Consider the following 21726-nt stretch of genomic DNA (forward strand, 5'->3'; position numbering starts at 1 on the left):
CCCGCCGTCCGCCTCAGGCCGACAGCGGCGCCGCCGTCTCGTCCACCGCCGTGGGCAGGTCCGGGTAGACCTCGAAGAGGCGGCGGACCCCGAGGGCGGCCAGGACGCGGTTGACGTGCGAGCCGTCGACGGCCCCCTGGGCGGGCAGGATCAGCCGGAGCCGGCCCTGACAGGAACGCATCAGGCGGCGGGCGGCGATCAGCACGCCGACCCCGCTGGAGTCGCAGAACCGGACCCCGGAGAGATCGAGCACGAGGGACCGCCGGCCCTCGGCCACCGCGTCGTGCACATGCTGGCGCACCGCGGGCGACGTGACGAGGTCCATCTCGCCGGAGACCTGGAGTACGGCCCAGGGGCCCTTTTCGTCCTCTGCCACCTTCAACGACACGCGCTCGAAGCCTTTCGCTCGCTTTCGGACCGGATGCGCCCGGATCGCAATCGGGAACCCACCCTTCCCGGCTCGACTGCCCGGCCTCTCCCCCGCGAAACGCTGTCGCTTCCGTGGCACGGCGGGCTTCCCGTCCCCAAGGCTATGCCCACAGGTCGGCGGGTTTTCGCCCGCAACCGGTCACACCCGCGTAACGCATGGGTCGATACGGGCATGAACGATCCACATCGATCCACTTCGAGCGCCGGAACGACCCCCGATCACCCCGATCACCCCCGGTCGCCTCCGGATCCGCTCGCCCCCGGATCTGCCACAACGTCATCACGCCCTTACCATCCGCGACGCCCTCGCGGCCGGCTTTGCCGCAAAGGCGCGTGCGTTGTCAGACCCTCGCACTACATTCGGGGGCACGGTCGCCGTCACGGCGCGCGCACGCGGAGTGCCACGGCGTCCGGGCGTCCCACGCCGGTCCACATCCGGCAGGGCGCGCCGCCGGATCGGGTGACGACCCCGGCGATCGTGAGCGGAGGGGTGGATACGGGTACGACAGTGGGCGGGAGTGACGACACGGGGCCCTGCGGCGCGCGGGCCCTCCGGGGAGGCCGGGGCCGCGAGGCGCTCCCCGGCAGAGCGCCGGCCGAGGTGTGAGCCCGGTCGCGACGGGCAGGGATGGGGGTCCCATGGCACAAGACGCACCACCGCGCTGGGACAGGCGGATGCAGCAGCGGCTCGCCCGCGGCGAGGCCGCCGCACTCGGCGAGCTCTACGACCGTTTCGCCTCGCTGGTGCACAGCCTCGCCTACCGCGTCCTGGACGACGAGGCCGCCGCCGACCGCATCACCCGCGAGGTCTTCGCCTACCTCTGGGAGCACCCGGACTCCTACGACCCCAAGCAGGGCTCGCTGCGCTCCTGGGTGGCCGGCATCACCCGGCACCACGCCGTCCAGCGGCTGCGCCAGACCGAGGCCGACTCGGCGCGCGACCGCGGCGAGGAGGGCCCCGGGTCCGCCGAGTCGGAGCGCGAGCTGGAACGACGGATCCGCGAGGCGTCCACCGCCGCCCGCGCCGACTACATCGTCACGTCCATGCCCGCCCCGCTGCGCGAGGCCCTGGAGCTGGCGTACTTCCAGCGCCGGGACTACCGCCAGACCGCAGCCGACCTCGGCGTCACCGAGGACGAGGCGCGGCGCCGGCTCCGCCTGGGCCTCCAGCTGCTGTCCACCGCCCACAACCACCAGGCGCTCCCGGCGGTCCCCATGCGCCGCGTCCCCCACGGCGGCCCGCACACCCCGCGCCCGCCGCACTCCACACCGCCCGGTCCGGGCCACGGACGGTCCCTGTGAGGGGCCCGGACGAGTGGGACGGCCACGAGCGCCCCGGCAGCCCCGGTGAACGTCCCCGGATACCGTCCCCGCGCCCCGCCGCGGAGGACCACGGTCCGCTCCCGGACCTCCCGCCCGTCCCGTCCGCCCCCCGCCCGCGGCCCGGTCCCGTCCCGGACCACGCCCCGCCCCACGACGTCCCTGCGGAGTACGAGAGCGATGACCACCCCGTGACCGGCGACGGCACCGACCCGAGCCACCCGCCCCCGGCCGCCCCGTCCCACAAGGTGCTCAAGTCCCTGCTGGGCGCCTGGGCGCTGGCCGCCTGCTCGCCGGAGGAGACGGCCGCCGTAGAGGCGCACCTGACGGACTGCGCCGCCTGCGCCGACGAGGCGCTGCGGCTGCGCGACGCGGTGGGGCTGCTGCACCCCGCGGACAGCCTCGATCTCGACCCGCTGCTGCGCTCGCGGGTGCTGGAGGGCTGCCTGGGCCGCCGGCCGCCGCGCATCCCGGTTCCCGAGTGGGCCACGCCGTACGACGCGGAGGCCGCCAAGCTGGACGCGCTGCTGCGTGACATGGGCGAGGCGGAGTGGCGGGCCCCGGTGCGGCTGCGCTGGTTCGACGGCCGCGAGCCGGTCGAGCGCGGGACGACGGTCGCCGGGGTGATCGGGCACCTGATGGCGGTGGACGGCATGGTCGCCACCGCCCTCGGGCTGCCCGACCCGCTGGGCCCGGCCGCCCCGGAGCAGCCCGGCCCGCGCCGCCGCACCGAGGCGTACTGGCGCACCCTGGGCGAGGAGCCGGACCCGCGGGCGCCGCACGACCCGTGGCGCGAGCAGAGCCAGGCGCTGATAAGAACGGCGTCGTTCACCGGCGGCGGGGTCGCCGAACTCTCCGTCCCGTATGGCAAGTTCACCCTCGCGCTGCGCGACGCCTTCCTGGACCGCGCCTTCGAGACCTGGGTGCACGCCGGGGACATCGCCGACGCCGTGGACTATCCGTACAGACCACCGGCCGCCGGCCATCTGCACCTGCTCGTCGACCTCGCGGCCCGGCTGCTGCCGGGCACGCTCGCCCGGCGGCGGCGGGACGGGCTGGCATCGCCGGCGCAGCGCCTCGTCGCCGCGGGCGCCCCGGGCCGCTCGCTCCACCTGGAGGTCGAGGGCAGCGGCGGCGGGGACTGGTACATAGCCCTGGACTCGCCGGCGGCGGTCGGCTCGCCCGAGCACGCCGTCGCCCATCTCGCGCTGGACAGCGACGAGTTCTGCCAGCTCGCCGCCGGGCACATCTCGCCCGAGGAGACCGCGGCGGGGCAGGACGGCGAGCGCGAGGCGATCCGCGAGGTGCTGTTCGCGACGGCGGCGCTGTCCCGCCTGTGAGCCGGCCCGGCGGCCGGCCGGCCGCGGCGCCCGACGCCGGGCGCACCGCGGCCGTGTGCGGCGGCCCGCGTCAGGTGAAGAGCACGGCCCGCGTCAGGCGAAGACCACCGTGCGGGTGCCGTTGAGCAGCACCCGGCGCTCGCTGTGCCACTTCACGGCCCGCGCCAGCGCCTGGCACTCCACGTCCCGGCCGATCGCCACCAGCTGGTCCGGCGTGACCTCGTGGCCGACGCGCTCGACCTCCTGCTCGATGATCGGGCCCTCGTCGAGGTCCGCGGTGACGTAGTGCGCGGTGGCGCCGATCAGCTTGACGCCGCGGGCGTGCGCCTGGTGGTAGGGCCGGGCGCCCTTGAAGCTCGGCAGGAAGGAGTGGTGGATGTTGATGACGCGGCCGGCCAGCGCCTTGCAGAGGTCGTCGGAGAGCACCTGCATGTAGCGGGCGAGCACCACCAGCTCGATCCGCTCCCTCTCCACCAGCTCCAGCAGCTGCGCCTCGGCCTCGGCCTTGGTGTCCCGGGTCACCGGGATGTGGTGGAAGGGGACGCCGTACGAGCCGACCAGCTCGGCGAAGTCGGTGTGGTTGGAGACCACGGCCGCGATCTCGATGGGCAGCGCGCCGATCCGGGAGCGGAAGAGCAGATCGTTCAGGCAGTGCCCGAACCTGGACACCATCAGCACGACCCGCATCTTCTCGTCGGCCCGGTGGATCTGCCAGTCCATGCCGAAGGAGTCGCCCACCGCCGCGAAGCTGGCCCGCAGCTTCTCGACGTCGACCTGCGCGTCCGCGGTGAAGTGGACGCGCATGAAGAACAGCCCGGTGCTGTGGTCGCCGAACTGCTGGCTGTCCTCGATGTTGCAGCCGGTCATGAAGAGATAGCTGGAGACGGCGTGCACGATCCCCATCTTGTCCGGGCAGGACAGCGTGAGGACGTACTGGTTGTTCCGGTCCTGCTGACCGGGCTGGGTGGGCTGCGACTCGCTCATGACCTCATAGGGTCGCATATCCGCCGGGCAGCTCCGACCGCAGCGCCGGGAGCAGCGGTCAGGCGGGGGCCTGGAGCGGGCCCGTCAGGGCCGCCAGCGCGTCGAGGGAGTGCGGGGCGGTGTCCGGGTCCTCGCCGTCCGCGGCGGCCATCTGGACGTGCGCCTCGCGGGCGGCCCGTACGGCGTCGGGCCAGCCGGGGTGCTCCATGTAGGCGGCGACCGGGGCGTCCGGCCCGACGGCGTGCATGATGCGCAGCACCCGTAGGACGGCGACGTCCACCAGCTGCGCCTCCTGGGTGTCGCGGAAGATCGTGCCGATGTACTTGTCGGCGGACCAGTTGTCCAGCCAGGTGTCCTCGACGAGCCGGTAGACGGCGTCCGTCACGTCCCCGTATCCGGGCCGGCCGGCGAGCCAGGTGTGCTGCTGGAAAACGGGGTCGGAGAGCATGTGCAGCGCGGAGCGCACATTGCTGCGCCAGCGCCACCACGGCATGTCGGAGAGCGGCATAGCGCCCATGGTGGTCGAGCGGCGGCCGCGACGGGAAGACTTCTCCGAACCTTGCACAGCAGGGAATCGTACGTTCCTCCCGATTGCTCTCGATCGGCCCCCCGGACTTCACCGCGATGTCACCGTCCGTTGTCCGGGTGTCACGCACGCGTTCGGTACGGGACGCGAGGCTGCGGGGCCATGACCGGTCGGCGACGCCCCTTCCCCTTCCCTCGCGCTTCGGCGACCGCCGCGGCGTGCACGGCGGCCCTCGCGTCGCTGCTGTCCGGCTGCGGCCCCCTCCCCGGCACAGGGGGCGGGGAGGGGGAACCGGTCACGGTGATGACCTGGGCGCCCGAGGGCACCCGGACGACCAACATGCCGGGCATGCCGGCCATGGCGCAGGCGTACGCCCGCTGGGTCAACTCCCGCGGCGGCATCGCCGGCCACCCGCTGAAGGTCCTCACCTGCAACGAGCACGACGACTCGGTGGAGGCCGCGCGGTGCGCCCGGCGCGCGGTGGACGCCGGGGCGGTCGCGGTGGTCGGCTCGTACAGCCAGTGGGGCCGCTCGTTCATGTCGCCGCTGGAGGGGGCCGGCATCCCGTACATCGGTGGCTACGGCGCGTCCGCCGAGGAGTTCGCCAGCCCGCTGTCCTACCCCGTCAACGGCGGCCAGGCCGCCCTCCTGGCCGGGAACGGCCGCCAACTGGCCGCGGACTGCCGGCGGGTGGCGCTGGTCCGCCCGGACACCATCCAGGGCGACCAGATGCCGGGCCTCCTCGACGCCGGCCTCGGCAGCGGGCGCGGAGCCGGCCGGAGCAGTCCGGCCGTGGACGTCAAGGCACCCGAGGGTCGCACCGACTACTCGGCGCAGGTGACCGCCGCCCTGAAGGCGGTGGGCGCGGAACCCGCCCGCTACGGGACGGCGCGCTCCGGCGGCGAGGCGCCCGGCTCCTGTGTGGCGGCCTCGCTGGGCGACGACACCGACACCTTCTTCGACTCCTTCCGGCGCCTCCAGGAGAGCAGCCCCGCGGTGCGGGTCGGCTCCGTCCTGGGCAGCGTCGACCAGTCGATGGTGAACCGCACCGGCGGCGCCTCGGGTCCTCTGGAGGGCGCGGACGTCACCGGCTGGTACCCGGTGCCCGGCGATCCACGCTGGGCGCCGATGCGCCGGGTGATCACCGAGGAGGCGTTCGACGACAACCGCCTCGATCCGGCCGACCAGGGTGTCCAGACGACCTGGATCGCCTACACCGTGCTGAGCGCGGTGATCCGGCAGCTGGCCGACGCGGGCGTGGCGGACATCACCGCGCACGCGCTCCAGTCCGCCCTGGACCGCGGCGACCGGGCCGTCGACACCGGCGGTCTGACGCCGAAGCTGCGCTGGCGCGACGACGACATGCTGGCCGTCGCGGACTTCCCGCGCATCGTCAACGCGAACGTGACGTACCAGGTGGTGCGGAACGGCGAACTGGTCGCCGCCCAGGAGGGGTTCGTCGACGTCGGCGGGACACTGGAGCGGCGGCCGACGGACCACTAGGGCGTGTCCGATGGGTCAGTGGCGGATAGGTCGCGGCGTCTGGGGATGGGGGTACCTCCCGTGCCCGTTCAGGGCATGGGGGAGCATCGCAAGGCGCCGGAGCGTCTTGATAGCGGAGCTATCGGGACGTTTCGGCAACGCGGCGAGGTGCCGTGCCAGGCGCCGCGACGCCGCGGAGACCCATCAGAAGCGCCCTAGTGACCCGCGGGGGCAGGCCCTGTCGTCACAGCTGCTCGGGCTGGTGCTCCCGGAGGCCGTACTTCTGGGCGAGCGGGTTCCACAGGCCCGCCGCCTGCCGCTTGGCCTGGGTGGCCGCGCCACTGGCCGCGTTCCCCTGGGACGCCTCCTTGCCGCCCTTGGCGTGGCCCTTGTCGCAGCCGCCCTTGCCGCCCACCTTGTCGGCCCAGGCCGCGTAGTGGTTGTCGGCGGCGGCGGAGGACTGCCATGCCTTGGTCAGCGCGGCGGTCAGCTCCGCACTGTTCGGGATCTTGTCCACCGGGAGCTGCTGGAGCCGCTTGACCAGGTCGTTGCGCTGGCCCGCGGCGGACCGCAGGTCGTTGGCGGCACCGGCGAGGTTGCTGCAGGACTTGATGCTCTGGACGGCGCCGATGACCGCGGAGCGGCTGTTGTTGCTGTCGGCGAGCAGCGCGTCCAGCCCCTTGGCCTGACCCGCGGCCGGGTCGTCGGCCGACTTGGAGGCGTTGTCGCCGGCCGACTTGGCCGTACTGGAGCCGGGCTCTTCCTTCTTCTTCTGGCCGGCGTCGTCGCCACCACTGCCGCTGAGCGCCCAGCCGACTCCGAGGCCGACGGCCGCCAGTGCGACCACGATCGCACCGACGATCGCCGCCGCGGGAATCCTGCGGCGTCGACCGCCGTCGTCCTCGTAGGAGGCGTACTGGTCCTGCCCGCCAGCGGGGGCGAACGGGCTGCCGGGGCCGCCCTGTTGGCCGTAGGGCGGCGGGGCCTGGTGGTCGAAGCGCGGCAGCTGCGCGGTGGAGTCGGGGGCGGCGGCCGCGCCCGGGCCGGCCGGGCCGTCGCGGAACAGGCCGTCGAACTCGGCGGGGGTCGGCCGCCCGCCGGGCGCACCGGGCGGGACGCCGTAGGGCGCGCCGGGCGGCGGGGTGGGCGCCGCGGCGCCGGCGGCGCCCCCGACCGGCGGGATCAGCTGGGTGGGCTCGGAGCCCTCGGTGCCGGCGCCGGGCATCGGCTGGGACGGCGGCATCGGCTGGCCGGCCGGCGGCGCCTGGTGGGGCTTGATCGCCCGCAGCGTCTGGGTGGCCGTGTCGCCGTGCTCGGGGGCGGCGGCCTGGGGCGGCAGCGGGGCGGCACCGGGGGCGCCGGGCGGGGCGTGGCCGGCGACGGGCGGCAGGACGGTGGTCGCCTCGGCGTCGCCCGCGGCGGGCGGCAGCGGCGCGCCGGCCTGCCGGGTGGCGCGGACTATCTCGCCGGACGGGGGCGGCTGTTGGCCGGCGTACGGGGCGTTCTGCGGCGGCAGGGCGCCGGCCCCGGGCTGACCGGCGGGGGCCGGCTGCTGGGCGGACCGGCCGGCGAGGGGGAGGACGGTGGTGGCCTCGGGGCCCCCGGCGGGGGGCGGCAGCGGCCCGGCGGCCGGCGGGCCCGCCTGGGGCGCCGGGGCGGGCTGCTGGGGCGCCTGCGGGGGCATCGGGGGAGCCGCGGCCGGCATCGGCGGGGGCTGCTGCGTGACGGGGGGCTGGGCGGCCGGGTGCTGGGCGGCCGGGTAGCCCTGCGCCGCGTGCTGCCCGTACGGCTGCGGCCCGCCCGGGGTGCTTCCGGGCTGCGCGGGCGCCTGCGGTGCGGCCGGCTGCTGGCCGGGCCCCCAGGGCTGGCCCCACGGCTGTCCGGCGGGTGGTGCGGCCTGCTGCTCGGGCGCCCAGGCGTCTCCGCCGCCAGCGGGCAGCACTATGCCCTCCCTGGCCGGGCCGGCCGCAGAATTCTGCGGGTCGTGACCCTGTCCGCTCTGCGTCACCGGGACTCCTACCATCGTGCAGACCTATGGAATCGTCGGCTGCACGCTACCGGTTCGCGGCAACGTTCGACCATGTGTCCTGGTAACCGCCCGATCGCGGAGCGGCCCCGGCCCCGGCGCCGCCGGACGCCCGGCGGGCGGGCCGGAATCCCCGGCCCGCCCCGGCAGCACACGGCCGAACGCCCCTCGGCCCGTTCCTCCTTCCGCGCGTGCCCCGCCCCCGTTTTCCCGGCCCGCGGCCGCCCGCTGAGGCGTTGCTCACGCCACGGCGCGGAGTTCCATCCGTGCGGTGAATTCCCTTACGACGGGTTCGTCCTGATATGGCTCCAGACGTTGCCGGAAGTCGTCCAGGTATTCCGTACCGCGGTCCGAGCGCAGCGCGCCCAGCAACTCCAGCGCCTGGGTGCCCGTATGGCAGGCCAGCTCGACCTCCCGCTGCTGCGCCTGGGCGCTGGCCAGCAGCACCAGCCCGATGGCGCGGCGGCGCGCCCGGCCCGGCGGATGGCCCTCCAGCGCCTCCTGCGCGCGCTGCGCGGCCGGGGCCGGCTGACCCAAGTCCCGGTGGCAGTGGGCCAGTTCGTCGGCCAGATAGGCCGGGTCGAAATGGCCGATCCACGCCGGGTCGTCGCCGGCGTCGGCCGTTGCCTCGGCGCGCTCCATGGCCGCCACCGCGCGGCCCGCGACCGACTGGAAGGCCCGGGCGTCGCCCATCAGGGCATGGCCGCGCGCCTCCGCGGCGAAGAACATCGCCTCCGCCCTGGGCGTGACCTGCCCCCGTGCCCCCTCCTGGGCGGCCCGCGCCAACTGGGCGATCTCCCGCGGGTTCCCCAGCGACGCGGCCAGATGGCTCATGCTGGCGGCCAGCACATAGCCGCCGTAGCCGCGGTCGCCGGCCGCCTGCGCCAGCCGCAGCGCCTGGATGTAGTAGCGCTGCGCCAGGCCGGGTTGCCCCGTGTCGACGGCCATGTAGCCGCCCAGTTCGGTCAACCGCGCGACCGCGGCGAAGAGTTCCCGCCCGACCGCCTCGCGGTACGACCCGGCCAGCAGCCCCGAGACGACGCTGTTGAGGTAGTGCACGACGACGGGCCGGACGTGCCCGGAGCCGAAGCGGTGGTCCAGTTCACTGAGCGCCGACGTCATGGCCCGTACGGCCGCGACGTCCGAAATGCCCACCCGGGCCCCGGCGTTGCGGGACACCTGGCTGTCCGCCCCGGTGATCAGCCAGTCCCGGCTGGGCTCGACCAGCGCGGAGGCGGCGACCGTGGAGCCGCTCAGGAAGTCCCGCCGCCCCACGTCGCTGCGCCACAGCTCGCAGACCTGCTCGATGGCGCCCGGGACGGTCGGTGAGAACTGCAGCCCCACCCCGGACGCGAGGTTCTTGCCGTCGGCCATCCCGATCTCGTCGATGGTGACCGTGCGGCCCAGTTTGCGGCCCAGGGCCTCGGCGATGATGGCCGGGGCGCGGCCCCGCGGCTGCTGTCCGCGGAGCCAACGGGCCACGGAGGTCTTGTCGTAGCGCAGGTCGAGGCCGTGTTCCGCGCCGCACATGTTGACGCGGCGGGCCAGACCGGCGTTGGAACAGCCGGCCTCCTGGATGAGCGCCTGCAGCCGTTCATTGGGCTGGCGCGCGACGAGTGGCCTGGCGGCCATGGTGTGTACCCCCTGTACTGCTGCTGCGCGTTCACCGGCGAACGCCGTCCCCGCGATCAATTCCCCGTACATATCCGGGATATCCAAGACATCCGGGATATGCGGCGGTACGAACCGGGCGACGCGCTTCGCATCGGATGCCCGGGATACGTGCGATGTGCGCGTTGCCCGTGCGTCGTCGTGCGAAGCGCGGCATCCCGACGTCCGTGCCGCGAAGGGCTGGTCCACGAGGAGGGGGCGCCCGGTGCCCGTGCACCGGTCACGGCGGGCGATGCAGCTCTCCCCTGCTGCACCGGCCGACCGCCGGGCGGCCTCTCCGCCCGTCACGCAGGTGGCTACCCGCTTCCCGGGCCTCCTCCGCACACGCGCCCCCACTGGTGCATCCATGCGCCCCACGTGCGGGAACGATGCGCCGGGGCAGTCACCCATTCGGCCGTAACCCTTGGTGACACGTGCAGTTGTCATCTTCGTGGAAGAGACCATCGGAGTCACAACAGGAGCCCCGCAGATCCCCAAACAGCGCGGCGAGCAACTCATCGAAACTGCGGTGCGTTACGCGGAGGAACGCCATTGGGAGGTGTTCCCCGGCGCATGGCTGGAGCACGACGGCGACCGGCCGCGCTGCTCGTGCGGCACCGTCAACTGCCCCTCCCCCGGCGCCCATCCGACCGCACCCGGCTGGGCCGGCACGGCCACCGGCAGCGCCACCGCCGTCCGCCGGATGTGGAACAAACACCCCCGGGCGTCGATCCTGCTGCCGACGGGCCGGACGTTCGAGGCCCTGGACGTACCCGAGATGGCGGGCTGCCTGGCGCTGGCCCGGATGGAGCGGCTGGGCCTGACCCTCGGCCCGGTGACCCGCACCCCGGACCGCCGAATGCTCTTCCTCGTCCTCCCCGGCGCCTCCGCGAAGGTCCCGGACCTGGTGCGGAACCTCGGCTGGCCGCCGGCCGCGCTCGACCTGATCTGCCGCGGCGAGGGCGAGTACATCGCGGCGCCGCCGACCCGGGTCGGCTCGCACGGCGCGGTGCAGTGGGCGCGCCGCCCCACCGCCAGCAACCGCTGGCTGCCGGACGCGGAAGAGCTGATCAGCCCGCTGGCGTACGCCTGCGCACGCGACGCCGCGGCCCTCCGCGCACGCTGACCCGGCCCCCAGTCGGTATGTCAGTGCCTGCCCGTATCGTGGGACGCCTGGACGGGGGCCATGACCAGGCCCCTGCGGGGACGTCGAAGGGCAGGCCGTGGCCAGCGAACCGGAGAAGAAGCAAGAGCGGGACGGGTCGGTCACGGCCCCGGGCGGCGCCGTGGACGGCCCGCCCGCGGTCCGCATCGAGGGCCTGTGGAAGCGGTTCGGCGAACAGACCGCCGTCCACGGCATCGACCTGACGCTGCCGGCGGGCCACTTCATAGGTCTGGTCGGCCCCAACGGCGCCGGCAAGACCACCACGCTCTCCATGGTGACGGGCCTGCTGCGGCCCGATTCCGGACTGGTCGAGATCGGCGGCCACGACGTCTGGCGCGACCCGGTGGCGGTCAAGTCCCGGATCGGCGTACTGCCCGAGGGCCTGCGCCTCTTCGAGCGCCTCTCCGGACGGGAACTCCTCGCCTACATAGGCAGGTTGCGCGGCCTCCCCGGCGCCGAGGTGGACAAGCGCGCCGGCCAGCTGCTGGACGTGCTCGACCTCTCCGGCGCCCAGCACAAGCTCGTCGTCGACTACTCCACCGGCATGCGCAAGAAGATCGGCCTGGCCGCAGCCCTGCTGCACAACCCGGAGATCCTCTTCCTGGACGAGCCCTTCGAAGGCGTCGACCCGGTGTCCGCGCAGACCATCCGCGGCGTGCTGGAGCGCTACACCTCCTCCGGGGCCACCGTGATCTTCTCCAGCCACGTGATGGAGCTGGTCGAGTCGCTCTGCGACTGGGTCGCCGTGATGGCCGCCGGCCGGATCCGCGCACAGGGCCCGCTGGCCGAGGTGCGCGGCGCCGCGCCCTCGCTGCAGGACGCGTTCCTCGAACTGGTCGGCGCCCGCGGCCGCGGCGCCGGCCAGGACCTCGACTGGCTGGGCGGCGGCGCCCGATGAGCACCGAAGCCACCGCCACCGCCCCCTCGTCGCCGATCTCCGTCTTCGTCCGGCTCAAGCTGACGCTGCTGCGCAACGGCATGCGGCAGTCACCGGGCCGCACGGTGGGGTATGTCGCCTCCGCATTCATGGGCCTGGTCGTCGCGGGCCTGGTCGTCCTCGGCCTGATAGCGCTGCGCGGCAATCCGCACGCCGGCGCGCTCGCCGTCCTTCTCATCGGCGTCCTCACCCTGGGCTGGGCGGTGATGCCGCTGTTCTTCCCCACGGGCGACGAGACCCTCGACCCGACCCGGCTGGTGATGCTGCCGCTGCGGCCGCGCCCGCTGATCCGTGCGCTGCTGGTGACGTCGCTGGTCGGAATCGGGCCGGTCATCACGCTCGCCGTGGTGACCGGCGCGGTGATCTCGGTCGCCAACGGGGCGGTCGGAGCCGTCGTCGGCGTCACGGCCGTCGTCCTGGTGGTGCTCGTGTGCGTCGCCCTGGCGCGGGCGATCGCCACCGCCTCGACGCGGCTGCTGACCAGCCGCCGCGGCCGCGACCTCGCCGTACTGGGCGGCCTGTTCACCGCCCTCGGCGCCCAGGGCATCAACCTCGTCACCCAACGACTGGGCCGCCCCGACGGCCTGTCCATACTCGAACCGCTGGGCGGCGTGCTGCGCTGGGTGCCACCGGCCTCCGCGATCAGCGCGGTGGACGACGCCGGGCACGGCGCCTACGGACGCGCGGCGGCCGGCCTGGCACTGACGGCACTGGCTCTGGCCCTCCTCCTGTGGTGGTGGCAGCGCACCCTGACGGCCCTGATGACCGCACCGGACTCCTCCACCCTCCAGGCCGTGGAGAAGGACAGCGCGCGGCGGCCGAAGGGTGGGGAGACGGGCCTCGTACGCCTGCTGCCGGGCGGGCGGACGGGCACCGCCATGCTGCGTACGCTGCGCTACGCCTGGCGCGACCCGAAGTCCAAGATGTCCTGGTCGATGTCGCTCGGCTTCGGCCTGCTGATGCCGGTCGTCTGGTCCTTCCAGGGCAACCGCAGTGTCTACACCGCCTTGTGGGCGGCCGGGATGCTCGGTTCGCAGATGTTCAACCAGTTCGGGCAGGACACCTCGGCATTCTGGATGGTGGCCTCGACGATCTCCACCGCACGCGACGCCTACGAGGAGCTGAGGGCGCGTGCGCTGGCCGTGGCGCTGGTGGCCGTCCCGTACGTCACATTGGTCACCGTCGCCGCCGCTGCCCTTCTCGGCCCGTGGTCGGCCTTCCCGGAGGTCTACGGCCTCTCGCTGGCCCTGTTCGGCTCGCTGGTGGCCACAGGGGCGGTGGCCTCGGCACTGACCCCGTACTCGGTCCCCGCGGAGAGCAACAAGGCCGCGGCCGCCGGCCAGGGCTCACTCGCATGGGGCGGCTTCCTCGTCGGCCTGCTGGCTGCCACCGCGCTGATCGCCCCGCTGCTGGCACTGACCATCGGCCTCCATGTGGCCGACCTGCACAGCCTGTTGTGGACCGTACTGCCGGTCGGCGCGCTGTACGGGCTGGGTATCGCGACCCTGGGGCTGCGGGTCGCGGCCCCACGGGCGGCGACCCGACTGCCGGAGATTCTGGCGGCCGTTAGTAAGGGGTGACCTTTCCCCCACGTTGTCGGGGGGCGCCCCACGTTGTCGGCTATCCCGCCGTGGAGCTTCGGTCTTTCCGCCTTCGGCGGAGGGGTGTGTGGGGTGGGGGCCGCCTCTGTGTGTGGTGGGTGGCGGGTGCGGGGCCTCCGGGGTGGGTGTTCGGACTGCTGCGCTTTACGTCCGAACACCCACCCCTCCGGCCCCACACCCTCCCGCCGGAGACGCGACTCCCCGCCTCTGGGGAAAGGGGAGGTCAGGGGTGCTCACGCTCAACCCGAGCTTCTGGTTGGAGGGCCACCACGACGGCCCTTCTTTCCTCACCCCCACCGGGCGGGGGCCGCTCGCGTACGGGAGGGGTGGGGCTGTGGAGTGGGCCGGAGGGGGTGGGTTGTCGGGCTTTGCTTCCGAAGGCTCGAATTAGAGCAAAGGCGGAGCGAAGCGGAGCGTAAAGCGAAGCAGTCCGACAACCCACCCCCGGAGGACCGCCCCACAGCCCCACCCCGCACCCACCACACGACCGACAGACAAACACCCGCGCCCCCGCCCGAGTTATCCACACCCTTCCCCGCGCCACAACCCACCGCTGTAGCGTCATCGCAACGACAAGAACGAGGGGGGCGGTGAAAGCCGTGCAACGCACGCAACGCTCCGGCACGTCGCGGGCGACGAGATCGCTGGCAGCACTGTTCGCCGCCATCGCGGCCCTCCTCACCGCAGGCTCGGCGCTGCTCACCGTCGGCGCGGCAAACGCCGCACAGGCACAGGCCCCGGCACAGGCACAGGCCCCAACGGGGCCATCCGCGTACCTCGCCGCACAGCTCCGGCACGACCCGGTGTACGTCAGCGACGAACTGCCGCGCGCCGTGCCCCGCTCCACGGCCCCCTTCTTCGCCGCGCAGGCCCGGCGGCTGCACGTTCCGACGTATGTCGTCGTGCTGCCGTTCGCCGCCTCCGGGAGTCCGGATTCCGGGCTGCTCGCGGGAATCCACGACCATCTGGGGCGCAAGGGGCTGTATGTCGCGCTGTCCGAGATGGGCCTGTCGGACGTCCAGGCATTCGGCATGAGCGTGCCGGGCGCACAGGACGCGAAGACCGCGACGATGTACGAGATGCCCATGGACGCCACGCCCCGCGAAGCGTTCCGGCACTTCACCGACATGCTCCTCTCGGGGCAGGCCCATCAGCGCGCCGATCAGGCCCGCGCTCGTTACGGCGGTGCGGACAACTCCGATGAGCCCCCCGCTCTGCACACCACGCAGACGGATCGTGAGGACCAGAGCTTTCTGACCGGTGTCACGGTCATCGGAGTGCCGCTGACGGCGCTGCTGATCACGAAGTACGCGGGAGCCAGGCGCCGTTCCCGACGCGACCCGAGCGGCGGCACCGCGAAAGGCGGTACCGGCCGAGCCGTCGGCGGTACCGGCCGGGCCGGGCCGTCGGCCGAGCCCGGCGGCGCAGCCGCCCCCGCTCGGCCACGGCGGCAGTGGCCATCGCTGGAGCTCGGCGCGCTGGTACTCGCGGCGCTGCTCGCCTTCACCGCGTCGCGGGTCTTCGACGACACCACCACCGGAGACGGTTCGGTGCCGACGGCCGCCGATATGCGGGCCCGGGTCGACCGCATCTCCGAGGGGCTCCGCCACGACCCGCTCTACGTCGATCCGGAGATCGGGTCGCCTCTGGACGCCGCGCAGCACGCGGCGTTGCGCAAGCGACTCGGCGGCCTGCCCGTCCCGGTGCTGATCGCCGCCGTGCCCATGTCGACGGACGACGAGTCGCAGGGCGACGAGGATCTCCTGGCGAAGCGACTCCACGACCGCCTGCGCCGGGACGCCCTGTTCGTGCTCGCCAACCCGACGAGCGGCCGTATCGAGATCGTCAACTACGGCGTCCCTGTGGAGCCCTCCTACCTTTACGACCGTCCCGGCGGCCTCTCCTCCGCGGATCCCGCCGCGGCCCCGCTCGGCTCCCGTCTGGACAAGCTGCTCACCTATCTCTCCAAGGCCCCCCGGTCCGCGCGTCCCGGCCGGCCTTACGACCCGCCGCCCGCGCCGGACCCGGTCGCGCAGCAGAAGCTTCCCGGCCTGTTCACCGGGGACTTCCGGGCCGGGCTGTTCATCGGCGGGCTGGCCGCCATGCTGCTCTTCGGGCTGGTGGTGGCGGTCTGGGCGCTCGTCCGGTGGCTGGGCCGGGGGCGCGCCCGGGCCGTGGCCGCGGCGGCGGCGCCCGTGGAGCCCCGCCGGACGTGGCTGCGGCGTACGGCGTGGGCGGAAGTGGACGCGCTCACGGCCGAGTTGGAGTCGGTGGCCGAGCTGCCGGAGGCGGCCCGGCGCCGGGCGTGGGAGTGTCTGGACGCGGCCGCGCTGCTGGTCGACGGCGACAGCGACGGGCGCGTCGACGGCGATGCCACCCCCGCCGGCCTGGCGTGCGCGATCGTGCTGGCGCGGGCCGGGCGGGCCGCGGTCCGGGAGCCGTCCGCCCCGGCGTATGTCTGCCACCGCAATCCGCTGCACGGCACGGCCGCCGAGCGGCGGCCCAAGCCGCCCGCCGGCCGCCGCAAGGTGCCCATACGCCCGGTGTGCGCGGCCTGCCGGGAGAAGCCCGGCGAGGTGCTGCGACTGTACGGTGCGGACGCTTCCGGGTGCCTGGGCTACCACCCCTACCCGCTGCATCCCGGCCCCCTGGCGGCGCTCGCCAACGGCGCCGGTATAGATCAACTCACCCGCGAGGTACGGGAGTCCTTCGGTGTCAACTGACCTTCGCCACCGCCGTCCGCTGCGGTCCGCCCTCGCCGTGGGCGCGGCCTCCGCCGCACTGCTCTGCGCCGTCGCGGGGCCCGCCGCGGCCGCCGAGAGCCCGGGGCAGAAGATCGCGGACGCCCTGCGCGGCTCGCCGGTGTACGTCGATCCGTCCCTCTCCTCGGCGGTCGACGCGGACGACCAGCGCGCCCTGGCGCGGCAGATCGGGCAGGCCCGGCTGCCGATCCGGGTGGTGCTGGTCCCGCTGGTCGAGGGCGACAACTGGGGCGGCAAGCCGGAGCAGCTCGCCGAGGTGGTGCACGAGCGGATGGGCGGCGGCCCGGCCATCCTCATCACGCCCGGGGAGCTCGCCGGCGACATCGCGGCCAAGGAGTGGCCCGCCAACACCCACCAGGCGGAACACGCCGCCGCCTCCGTGTACTTCGACGACGCCTTGAAGGGCGCCGGACTGACCAAGCGCATATCCCGGGCGATCGACATCATCAAGGCCGGCGACGGCGACCAGGTGTACGAGCGGCTCACCGCCCGCCTCCACACGTCGGGCGACAGCACCCCCAAGAGGCCCGCGGCGGGGACGTCCCCGGTCCTCCGGATCGTGGCGCCGGCCGCCGGGCCGGTGCTGGTGCTCGCCGCGGCCTGGCTGCTGCTGCGGCGCCGGTCCCGGTTGCGCGACTTCGGGACGCCGTTCGCCGTGCCCCGGTCGGTCTTCGCCGCCGCGCACCAGGCCGACGAGGAGGGGCTGCGCGAGCGGGCAGGGGAGGCGGTGGTGCGGCTCGGCGAGGAGGCCCGCACCGCCGACGGCGACCCGGCGGCCATCGAGCGCGCCCTGGACGCCTATGCCGCGGCCGGCACGGTGCTGGACCGCGCCCGCGGCATACCGGACCTGGCGGGCGTGTTCGCGCTGGTGGCCGAGGGCCGCGCGGCGCTTTCCCCGGCTCCCGTCACGCTGCCGCTGTGCTTCTTCCACCCGCTGCACGGCCCGGCCGTCCGCCGCATACCCTGGCGGCCGCTGGGCCGCCGGGAGCAGCTCCGGGTCGCCGCCTGCGACGCCTGCCTCCGCGCCGTCCGCACCCGCCGCGCGCCCGAAGTCCTCACCGACCGCCTGGAGGGCCGCCCGGTCCCGTACTTCGAGGTGCCGGCGGAGCGGAGCCTCTGGGCCGCCACCGGTTACGGCTCCCTGCTGGCGGGCGACTCGCTCACCGCCCGGGTCCAACGTGGCGATTTCTCCGGGACGTTGGCGTAGGCACGTAGCCGTCACCCGGACGTTGGCGTGGGCACGTAGCCGGGAGGGCGGGGCGGTACGGCGTGCCGCGCCGCCGCAGGCAGCACGGCATCCCGACCGTCCCACCCCACTCATGCGAAAACCGGGTACAAGTTTTGTTCGGGGATTACCCTCCGTGCCCGGCCGGAGCGCAATGCCGCTGAATTCACCCGCAATTGGGCGATGACGACGGTGGAATCCGCGAGCCGTTTCGCGGGAATTGCGGTGAATCAGCCGGGACGCTCCCGGACCGGCCCAACGCCAGGTGACGGGCGCCCGTATGACGCGTTTCGACAGGGTGGAAAGCACGCTCTTATGCTCCGCTCTCACGGCCGTTCGCGCGCACTGGGCAACGGTGCCGTGCAACGGGGGAGAGCAAGGACCAGGAGAACGTTTTGCTGCACACCAAGGCCGCATGGCTGCGCGCCGCCGCGCCGGTCGCCGTCCTGGCGCTGGCGCTGTCCGCCTGCGACGGCAAGGGCGCGCCGGCTTCCGCCACCGGTCCCCGGGCGGACGTCGGGGAGAGCTCCGCGCATACCGGGGCGCCGGTCGGCGGGAAGCCGGCCGATGCGGCCGGTGACGGTGTACTGAAGTCCGGCCAGAGCGGCACCGTGCAGTACAAGGAGGACTCCGGGAAAATCACCTACGAGGTCCTCGCGCAGCAGGTCCATGTGGGCACCGAGGCCGACGCGCAGAAGATGGTCCAGGACCCCAAGGACGCCAACGGCCTGGTCGCGGCGACCGTCTATGTGAAGTTCACGAACAAGGGCCCCGTCGTCGTCAAGGGCCTGTCGAAGGTGGTCAACGGCACCGGGATCTACGCCGACGGTCAGCGCGGCGGCCTGCTCACCGGCGCCCCGGAGGACCTCCCCGGCTGCGAGGACCCGGTCGACATCGACAACTGGCAGGTCGGCGAGAGCCATGTCATCTGCCGGACGTACATGATCCCCGGGGGTGCCCGGTCCCTGGAGATTCACTGGGGCGACAGGGGCGACACGGGCACCACAGGCACCACGAAGCCGCTGGTGTGGAAATTCGACGGGGCCGGGTGAGGTGGCGTCAACTTTCCTGCTGCGTCGGGTGGTTGCAGTGACCGTGCCGTGATCCGTGCGGGGACCCACGCCCGCCCGGGCCTCCGCCCCGTCCTCAGGAGCGGGCCGCCACCGCGCCGAGGAAGGGCTCGATGGCGCGGCACCAGGCGTCGGGCTGCTCCCAGGGCAGCAGGTGGCCGGCGTCGGGGATCTCGGCGTAGGTGCCGCGCGGCAGGACGCGGACCATCTCCTGGGCCTCGGCGCGGCCGAGTTGGGCATCGAGGCCGCGGACGACGAGGGTGGGGCAGGTGACCTGGGCGAGCTCCTCCCAGTGGGCGTCGTGCACCCAGGTCTCGCGGGCGCTGAGCATCTGGCGGCGGGAGAAGACCGGGCGCCAGCCGTCGGCGCGCTCGGCCATCACCTCGGCGAAGAACTCGCCGCGGGCCGGCCGGGGGCGCTCCAGCGTCGGATCGTCCTCGCCGAACCACTTGCGGACGTCGGCGAGGGTGGCGAACGGCACCGGCCAGGAGCGGAACCACTCCGCCCACTCGCGCTGCGAGGCCGCGCCCAGCGCCGAGGCGCGCATATCGCAGATCACCAGGGCGCTGACCAGATCCGGGCGGCGGGCCGCCACCTGCCAGGCCGTCAGGGCGCCCATGGCGTGGCCGACCAGGGCCGCCGGGGCCAGCTCCAGCTGCTCGACGGCGGCGATGGCGTCCTCGACGTAGGCGGTGCGGTCGAGCGGACCGTCGGCGGGCTTCTCGCTGCGGCCATGACCGCGCTGGTCGAGGGCGACCGCGCGGTGTGCGGCGCTCAACCTGCGGGCGGTGTCCGCCCAGTGGGAGGCGCGGCCCATCAGGCCGTGGAGCAGCAGCACACCGGGCCGCCGCCCGCTCTCCCCCAGGCCGCCGCCGCTCTTGGGCGGGTCGGTGAACTCCCAGGCCGCGAGCCGCACGCCGCCGGATCCCGTCACATCGATACGCCGCACCATGTGCCCTGGCACCCCCAATCGCCCCCCTGACCAGCCCCGCACACCCCAGACTATCGAACCTGCATTCGAACGGATCGCTGCCGCGCCCAACACCCCACTTTTGAGTGACCTTGCTGCGGGATTGGCCACGCCCACCACGGGGAGACATCTGCCGGGAGGCGGGCCCTACCGGGAAGGGGGCCCGTGGGGAACGACCCTGAGAGCTCGGGGCTCCGGGTCACGGTGGGGGGACATGGGGAGGCAGGGCCCCGGCAGCTCGCAGCGCCGGGGCCCTGACCGTCCCCGACCGGTCTCAGTGGACACATCCGGGCCCCCTCGGCCGTCAACGCAGCATGCCGGAGTGACGACGCATGGCCATGCGTCAGCGCCAGAGTGACACGAGCGCGGCCGATTCGCACGGACTCACACAAGACCGTTCATCGCGCCGGACGTTGACGAGCCCGCCGGTGCGCACATCGGCGCAGCTCAGCGGGCTCATGGGCGAAAGCGGCGCCGGCTCAGCGCTTGGCGACGAAGACATGACTGGCGATTTCGGCGTCCAGCTCGGCGGCCTCGCCGCTGCTGCCGACCAGCACGCCGGCCGGGGACTCCGTCACGCTGACCACCGCGCCCGGCTGCACCCCGGCCCGCCGCAGCGTGTACATCAGCTGGGCGTCGGCCTGGATGGGCTCGCCGATCCGGCGCACCACGGCCGTCTTGCCGTCGGCTCCGGGGTCCAGATCCATCAGGCTCACCATGCCGGCGTCCAGGAACGGGTCGGCCTCGGCCTTCTCGCCCAGTTCCTCCAGGCCCGGGATGGGGTTGCCGTACGGGGACTCGGTGGGGTGGCGCAGCAGCTCCACGACGCGGCGCTCGACCGCCTCGCTCATCACGTGCTCCCAGCGGCACGCCTCGGCGTGCACCTGCTCCCACTCCAGGCCGATGACGTCGACCAGCAGGCACTCGGCGAGGCGGTGCTTGCGCATCACCCGCGTGGCCAGCCGGCGGCCCTCCTCCGTCAGCTCCAGGTGCCGGTCGCCGGCGACCGTGAGCAGGCCGTCCCGCTCCATGCGGGCCACGGTCTGGCTGACCGTCGGGCCGCTCTGTTCCAGCCGCTCCGCGATGCGGGCGCGCATGGGGACCACACCCTCCTCTTCCAGTTCGAGGATGGTGCGGAGATACATCTCCGTGGTGTCGATCAGTCCGGACATGCGTGCCCCTCGATATGTCGTGCGGTGGCCCTGGATTCAATTCTGACGCATCCCACTGACAACGGTGCCTCCTCGTCCGCGCAGCACAGGCTCCGCGACCGGCGCGACGGTGCGTTGCCCGGCGTATTGACAGCGCGCTGGTCCAGACCGCAACGTGATCCGGGCCACTGATCCACGAGGCGACGACGACGGGGCGCCGGCGCGCCGGTGCCGTCCGCCACAGATCCCATCCAGACGCGACGAGAGGGGCCCGCGGCAATGGCTGAGAGCGACCGGAGCGAGGGGCTGGCCGGGCGGTACTTCGACGCCGCGATCGACCTGCTGCGCCAGGTCCGCGACGCGGAGGCGGACCGGATCGCGGCGGCCGGACGGATGATCGCGGACACCGTGGAGGCGGGCGGCCGGGTCTTCTCCTTCGGGGCAGGGCACTCCTCGCTGCCCGCTCAGGACACCGTCTACCGTGCCGGCGGACTGGCGGTCATGAACCTCCTCGCCGTCCCCGGGGTCGTCGGTGTGGACGTCCGCCCGGCGACGCTGGGCAGCGCGCTGGAGCGGGTCGACGGGCTGGCCGGGGCGGTGCTGGACACCAGTCCGCTGGAGCGCGGCGACGTCCTGGTGATCATCTCGCTCTCGGGGCGGAACGCGCTGCCGGTCGAGATGGCGATCAACGCGCGGGCCCTCGGCATCAAGGTCATCGGCCTGACGTCGGTGGCCTACGCGGCCGCCACCAAGTCCCGGCACTCTTCGGGCAGCCACCTCAAGGACCACTGCGACATCGTCCTGGACAGCCGGATCCCGGTCGGCGACGCGGAGCTGACGATGCCCGGCATCGAGGCGCCGTTCGCCCCCGCCTCCACGGTCGTCACCGCCGCGATCATGCAGGCCGTGGTGGCGACCGCGGCCGGTGCGCTCGCCGAGCGCGGGGTGCAGCCGCCGCTGCTGCGCTCGGGCAACGTGGACGGCGGCCACGAGTGGAACGGCCGGGTGATGCGGGAGTACGGGGACCGGATCTTCTACCGGCACTGAGGGCACCGGGCAGCCCCCGGGCACGGATGGGCCGGACGCCG

At 73.8% G+C, this 21726-nt stretch carries 17 protein-coding genes; 10 read left to right on the forward strand and 7 right to left on the reverse strand.

Translation table 11 applies throughout. The annotated features are described in order from the left end of the window. Positions 1-13 precede the first annotated feature (13 nt). Entirely contained in the window at positions 14-388 is a 375-nt protein-coding gene (locus ACRAS8_RS14170) for an STAS domain-containing protein (RefSeq protein ID WP_438486410.1), read from the reverse strand. 680 nt (positions 389-1068) lie between these two features. On the opposite strand from ACRAS8_RS14170, the gene ACRAS8_RS14175 reads away from it, so the two are divergent. Together ACRAS8_RS14175 and ACRAS8_RS14180 are read left to right on the forward strand one after the other, a co-directional pair. Then, on the forward strand, positions 1069-1731 hold the full coding sequence (locus tag ACRAS8_RS14175; protein WP_438486412.1) for a sigma-70 family RNA polymerase sigma factor: 663 nt from the start codon (positions 1069-1071) through the stop codon (positions 1729-1731). Next, on the forward strand, positions 1728-3089 hold the full coding sequence (locus tag ACRAS8_RS14180) for a zf-HC2 domain-containing protein (protein WP_438486414.1): 1362 nt from the start codon (positions 1728-1730) through the stop codon (positions 3087-3089). Before ACRAS8_RS14175 ends, ACRAS8_RS14180 begins: the two co-directional genes overlap by 4 nt. A 93-nt stretch (positions 3090-3182) precedes the next feature. Here ACRAS8_RS14180 and purU read toward each other — a convergent pair whose 3' ends face one another. Together purU and ACRAS8_RS14190 are read right to left on the reverse strand one after the other, a co-directional pair. Beyond that, on the reverse strand, positions 3183-4073 hold the full coding sequence (gene purU, locus ACRAS8_RS14185) for a formyltetrahydrofolate deformylase (protein WP_438486416.1): 891 nt from the start codon (positions 4071-4073) through the stop codon (positions 3183-3185). A gap of 58 nt (positions 4074-4131) precedes the next feature. Then, positions 4132-4590, reverse strand: coding sequence for an SCO4402 family protein (locus ACRAS8_RS14190; RefSeq protein WP_438490477.1), 459 nt, complete (start codon positions 4588-4590; stop codon positions 4132-4134). 171 nt (positions 4591-4761) lie between these two features. Here ACRAS8_RS14190 and ACRAS8_RS14195 point away from each other — a divergent pair, with 171 nt between their 5' ends. Continuing rightward, a complete protein-coding gene (locus ACRAS8_RS14195; RefSeq protein ID WP_438486418.1) occupies positions 4762-6102 on the forward strand; it encodes an ABC transporter substrate-binding protein in 1341 nt (446 codons plus the stop codon). Between the two features lie 223 nt (positions 6103-6325). Here ACRAS8_RS14195 and ACRAS8_RS14200 read toward each other — a convergent pair whose 3' ends face one another. Beyond that, positions 6326-8089 (reverse strand): hypothetical protein, encoded by a 1764-nt coding sequence (locus ACRAS8_RS14200; protein ID WP_438486420.1) that lies wholly within the window; start codon positions 8087-8089, stop codon positions 6326-6328. 258 nt (positions 8090-8347) lie between these two features. Next, entirely contained in the window at positions 8348-9739 is a 1392-nt protein-coding gene (locus ACRAS8_RS14205; RefSeq protein ID WP_438486422.1) for a transcriptional regulator, read from the reverse strand. A 469-nt stretch (positions 9740-10208) separates the two neighbouring features. On the opposite strand from ACRAS8_RS14205, the gene ACRAS8_RS14210 reads away from it, so the two are divergent. From ACRAS8_RS14210 to ACRAS8_RS14235, 6 genes are all read left to right on the forward strand, one after another. Further along, positions 10209-10883: a bifunctional DNA primase/polymerase gene (locus ACRAS8_RS14210; protein ID WP_438486424.1), complete on the forward strand. Its 675-nt coding sequence runs from the start codon at positions 10209-10211 to the stop codon at positions 10881-10883. A gap of 97 nt (positions 10884-10980) precedes the next feature. Continuing rightward, positions 10981-11820 carry an ABC transporter ATP-binding protein gene (locus ACRAS8_RS14215; protein ID WP_438486426.1) on the forward strand — a complete coding sequence of 280 codons (840 nt, stop codon included), beginning with the start codon at positions 10981-10983 and terminating at the stop codon, positions 11818-11820. Continuing rightward, positions 11817-13439, forward strand: a complete 1623-nt coding sequence (locus ACRAS8_RS14220; protein WP_438486427.1) for a transporter — start codon at positions 11817-11819, stop codon at positions 13437-13439. Before ACRAS8_RS14215 ends, ACRAS8_RS14220 begins: the two co-directional genes overlap by 4 nt. 620 nt (positions 13440-14059) lie before the next feature. Then, positions 14060-16183, forward strand: a complete 2124-nt coding sequence (locus tag ACRAS8_RS14225; RefSeq protein ID WP_438486428.1) for a hypothetical protein — start codon at positions 14060-14062, stop codon at positions 16181-16183. Then, positions 16173-17429, forward strand: coding sequence for a hypothetical protein (locus ACRAS8_RS14230; RefSeq protein ID WP_438486429.1), 1257 nt, complete (start codon positions 16173-16175; stop codon positions 17427-17429). Before ACRAS8_RS14225 ends, ACRAS8_RS14230 begins: the two co-directional genes overlap by 11 nt. Positions 17430-17842: 413 nt before the next feature. Then, positions 17843-18499: a hypothetical protein gene (locus tag ACRAS8_RS14235; protein ID WP_438486430.1), complete on the forward strand. Its 657-nt coding sequence runs from the start codon at positions 17843-17845 to the stop codon at positions 18497-18499. Between the two features lie 94 nt (positions 18500-18593). On the opposite strand, the gene ACRAS8_RS14240 is transcribed toward ACRAS8_RS14235, so the two are convergent. Together ACRAS8_RS14240 and ACRAS8_RS14245 are read right to left on the reverse strand one after the other, a co-directional pair. Then, positions 18594-19469 carry an alpha/beta fold hydrolase gene (locus tag ACRAS8_RS14240; protein WP_438486431.1) on the reverse strand — a complete coding sequence of 292 codons (876 nt, stop codon included), beginning with the start codon at positions 19467-19469 and terminating at the stop codon, positions 18594-18596. Positions 19470-19966: 497 nt separating this feature from the next. Further along, the gene (locus tag ACRAS8_RS14245) at positions 19967-20659 is read right to left on the reverse strand and encodes a metal-dependent transcriptional regulator (RefSeq protein ID WP_018540380.1); all 693 of its coding nucleotides are present in this window, start codon (positions 20657-20659) and stop codon (positions 19967-19969) included. 258 nt (positions 20660-20917) lie between these two features. On the opposite strand from ACRAS8_RS14245, the gene ACRAS8_RS14250 reads away from it, so the two are divergent. Beyond that, a complete protein-coding gene (locus ACRAS8_RS14250) occupies positions 20918-21685 on the forward strand; it encodes an SIS domain-containing protein (RefSeq protein WP_438486432.1) in 768 nt (255 codons plus the stop codon). Positions 21686-21726 lie beyond the last annotated feature (41 nt).

The sequence above is a fragment of the Streptomyces sp. S186 genome (assembly GCF_051603415.1).
GTDB lineage: Bacteria > Actinomycetota > Actinomycetes > Streptomycetales > Streptomycetaceae > Streptomyces.

Coding starts and splice junctions, on each gene's coding strand:
- ACRAS8_RS14175 (WP_438486412.1), top strand. CDS start 1,069: ATGGCACAAGACGCACCACCGCGCTGGGACAGGCGGATGCAGCAGCGG.
- purU (WP_438486416.1), bottom strand. CDS start 4,073: ATGAGCGAGTCGCAGCCCACCCAGCCCGGTCAGCAGGACCGGAACAAC.
- ACRAS8_RS14190 (WP_438490477.1), bottom strand. CDS start 4,590: ATGGGCGCTATGCCGCTCTCCGACATGCCGTGGTGGCGCTGGCGCAGC.
- ACRAS8_RS14195 (WP_438486418.1), top strand. CDS start 4,762: ATGACCGGTCGGCGACGCCCCTTCCCCTTCCCTCGCGCTTCGGCGACC.
- ACRAS8_RS14205 (WP_438486422.1), bottom strand. CDS start 9,739: ATGGCCGCCAGGCCACTCGTCGCGCGCCAGCCCAATGAACGGCTGCAG.
- ACRAS8_RS14220 (WP_438486427.1), top strand. CDS start 11,817: ATGAGCACCGAAGCCACCGCCACCGCCCCCTCGTCGCCGATCTCCGTC.
- ACRAS8_RS14240 (WP_438486431.1), bottom strand. CDS start 19,469: ATGGTGCGGCGTATCGATGTGACGGGATCCGGCGGCGTGCGGCTCGCG.
- ACRAS8_RS14245 (WP_018540380.1), bottom strand. CDS start 20,659: ATGTCCGGACTGATCGACACCACGGAGATGTATCTCCGCACCATCCTC.
- ACRAS8_RS14250 (WP_438486432.1), top strand. CDS start 20,918: ATGGCTGAGAGCGACCGGAGCGAGGGGCTGGCCGGGCGGTACTTCGAC.